Source organism: Devosia psychrophila, assembly GCF_000971275.1.
In the GTDB taxonomy this organism is placed as follows: domain Bacteria; phylum Pseudomonadota; class Alphaproteobacteria; order Rhizobiales; family Devosiaceae; genus Devosia; species Devosia psychrophila.
The window spans coordinates 1-2836 of sequence record NZ_LAPV01000176.1; the positions used below are offsets into that span (position 1 = coordinate 1).

Sequence of the window (2836 nt, forward strand, 5' to 3'; positions counted from 1 at the left end):
ATCGAGGAGTTGCCGATCAAATACGCTCTCGGCCGCATCGCCGCCCGCCGCAACGCTGCAAAGGCGCGCATCAACAAATAGCCATACGCTGAAATCCTCAGCCCGCCGCCGTCCTCACCAGATGCTTGCGGCGCGCTACAACCAGTTCACGGATCATTCCCGCGATTTCTGCGGGTTTGTAAGGTTTTTTGAAGAACTTGGCGTCGGGTACGTCGGCTGGCATCACACGATCCTTTCCGGACACGACGATAATGCCCATGGTAGGCCATTTTCCGTGTACCGATGATGCCAGGCGCAGACCGTCCATGCCGTCGCCCAGATCGACGTCTGTCACGAGGCATTCGATTTCGATGTTGCCATAAAGCGTGGCAAGGGCGGAGGTAGCGTGCTCGGCCTCATGAACTTCGAAATTGGCATCTTCAAGTGCGTCGACGATAGTCATTCTCATTAAAGGTTCGTCTTCGACCACAAGCACGGTTATGCAGGTCATAGAAAATTCCTGTCGTTGTGCGTCCGCGAGAGCGTCTGCTGCGCAAGTGAGGAGCTTGTCGCGCAGACAATGAACTGGCCGCGTTCTGATCAAAGTTATTCAGAATGATAAGATTGGTATCCGGCGAGCGTAGAAGCCGCTCAGCTATTTTTTGGACAAATCCCGGCCCAGGCTGGCGCTGACGGCCTCCAACAGCCAGAGGGACTTCTGCAGTGCCGCGGCGGAGTCACCGAGCTCAGGCCCAGTTGCGATCTTTACTTCCCTGGCGGTATCCACGATCTCAACGGCATCTGCGACGCTGATGACGCGTTTCTCGATCAAACAATGGATTAAAGATTCAACCATCAGCATAGCTGCCTGCCCATGGGCGTCTGGCTCGCGCACATCTGTCGATACAATTGTGTTGTCGTTGGAAAAGCCGTTGGACATGATAACTCCCGTCAGGCGAGGACACAGAGTTCCTCAGCCGCCGGAGCCTGATGTTTGGCCGACGATAACGCCAACATACGCTATTCCGGAGCCGGAACTACAACTCAGATCAACATTCGACAATAACTTTGAGCAATGTCAATGTGGACTGCGCCATGACAGGGTGTTTCATGACAAACCGCTTCGTCGACAAGCTGAATGGCTTCAGTAAACTGAGATCTGAAGAGGTCGCAGCATTGCTGGCGGCGACCGCGCAAGCCAAGGAAATTCCAATAAAAACAGACCTGATCCGGGAGGGAGACCAGCCGGGTCCGGTGTTCGTCATGCTCAAGGGTTGGGCGTGCCGCTACAAGATTTTGCCCAATGGTACCCGTCAGGTGCTGGCCTATCTGATGCCCGGAGATTGCTGCGATCTCCATATCGGTCTGCTTGCAGAAATGGACCATAGCATCCAGGTCATTACTCCAGCCCTCGTCGCCACAATCGGGCGTCTGGAGATGGACGAGATTATGGAGAAGCACCGTGGCATAGCCAAGGCCATGTATCTGGGACAACTTATCGACGAAGGCATAATGCGGGCCTGGATTACCAGCATGGGACGCCGCAGCAGCATTGAGCGCGTGGCCCACTTGATGTGCGAACTCTACCTACGCGCGCGCAATATCGGACTAATAGACGGGGAGGAACTTGAACTCCCGCTGTCACAGTTGCTGCTGGCAGACTCGCTAGGGATGACGCCTGTTCATTTGAACAGGGTCCTAAAGGTGCTGCGCCACAGCGGAGCCATGATCATTTCCCGTGGCACCTTGCACATCAAGGATCCGCGTAAGCTCATTCAGATGGCCGGGTTTGACGAAAACTACCTACACCGGCGGCTACGCGTTTCCGCTTAGTTTGGCCAAGGTTCGGCCGGCGAGCGCCACTTTGAGCGCATGAACAATATCTTCCGGCGGAGCGGGTTTCCCGATCCATGTGCCTTGAGCAAACGGGGTGTCGACGTGAAATGACTGACGATCCCCAGAATAGACAATGAAAGGGATGTCGTTTTTAAGGAGCCGGATGGCAACGTCAGTACATGTGCCGTCTTGCAACTCTATGTCGACAACAACGATATCGGGTCTGTACCGGTTCAACCACAAGCTTGCCTCAAAGCAGGACATTGCCGAGGATACGTCGAAGCCTTCCGCCTTGAGAGCCAGTTCAATATCCATGGCAATTAACGGCTCGTCCTCGAGCAGCAAGACAGTCGACGCATTGTCAGCCACGGAGGACCTGCACTTTCATAGTGCGGCTGCCTGTCAGCCATTCGTAGTTCGTAGCCTGTCGCCGAACCGCTGTGTGCAACATGCATCAAGATCGCGAAGAATGCCAAAATTTGGTGGAACAGGTTTGCGCCGTTCATCCGCTTGTCTCGCGCATTGATCGCTGACCAGACCCTTCTTGGACAAGGATCTCGTCATGAAAGATCAAATGAATGTTGGCAGATAGTGGTCCTGCGGCGATTTTCCGAAGCACTAATTTGATACGCAGCGTGACCACTTCGACAGCCACACTTCGACGGTTCAGGAACCATTTCCCCAGTGCGCGGACATTTGCGTCTGCCTCAGTGCGTGGACACTCTTCAATCCCCTTTCTTAAGGCCGGGTCATGTGACCGATCCTGTCAGGGGGCAAGGTTGATCCTCTAGGTCGTGTTGACAAACTGGATTCCCAAAACGTCTTTGCTGTGATTCAAGACTGCTTTTTAGGAGGCGGTTTTGGCACGCGGGGATTTGTCGGACGCAGAGTGGCGGCTCATTGGAGAGCTTTTGCCGGCTGAACGAGGGCGCAAGTCCCGACCAGCGCAAGACAATCGCCGTTATCTGAACGGCATGCTCCATGTTCTGCGGGTTGGCTGCCCCTGGCGCGACATGCATGA

Annotated in this window: 5 protein-coding genes; 2 read left to right on the plus strand and 3 right to left on the minus strand. The window is 54.8% G+C overall.

What is annotated here, in order from left to right; translation table 11 throughout:
• Nucleotides 1-97 precede the first annotated feature (97 nt).
• Nucleotides 98-490, minus strand: a complete 393-nt coding sequence (locus WH91_RS19700; RefSeq protein WP_046172728.1) for a response regulator — start codon at nucleotides 488-490, stop codon at nucleotides 98-100.
• A gap of 144 nt (nucleotides 491-634) precedes the next feature.
• The gene (locus tag WH91_RS19705) at nucleotides 635-919 is read right to left on the minus strand and encodes a hypothetical protein (RefSeq protein WP_046172729.1); all 285 of its coding nucleotides are present in this window, start codon (nucleotides 917-919) and stop codon (nucleotides 635-637) included.
• A 170-nt stretch (nucleotides 920-1089) separates the two neighbouring features.
• On the opposite strand from WH91_RS19705, the gene WH91_RS19710 reads away from it, so the two are divergent.
• Entirely contained in the window at nucleotides 1090-1812 is a 723-nt protein-coding gene (locus WH91_RS19710) for a Crp/Fnr family transcriptional regulator (protein WP_046172730.1), read from the plus strand.
• Here WH91_RS19710 and WH91_RS19715 read toward each other — a convergent pair.
• Complete coding sequence (locus tag WH91_RS19715) at nucleotides 1795-2184, minus strand: response regulator (RefSeq protein WP_052953000.1); 390 nt, start codon at nucleotides 2182-2184, stop codon at nucleotides 1795-1797. The two genes, WH91_RS19710 and WH91_RS19715, sit on opposite strands and share 18 nt — an antisense overlap.
• 491 nt (nucleotides 2185-2675) lie before the next feature.
• Here WH91_RS19715 and WH91_RS23780 point away from each other — a divergent pair.
• On the plus strand, nucleotides 2676-2836 hold a 161-nt coding region (locus WH91_RS23780), incomplete at its 3' end, for a transposase (protein WP_144408352.1).

Bases quoted from the DNA above. Each gene is read 5' to 3' on its own strand.
- WH91_RS19705 (WP_046172729.1), bottom strand. From the start codon at position 919: ATGTCCAACGGCTTTTCCAACGACAACACAATTGTATCGACAGATGTG.
- WH91_RS19710 (WP_046172730.1), top strand. From the start codon at position 1,090: ATGACAAACCGCTTCGTCGACAAGCTGAATGGCTTCAGTAAACTGAGA.
- WH91_RS19700 (WP_046172728.1), bottom strand. From the start codon at position 490: ATGACCTGCATAACCGTGCTTGTGGTCGAAGACGAACCTTTAATGAGA.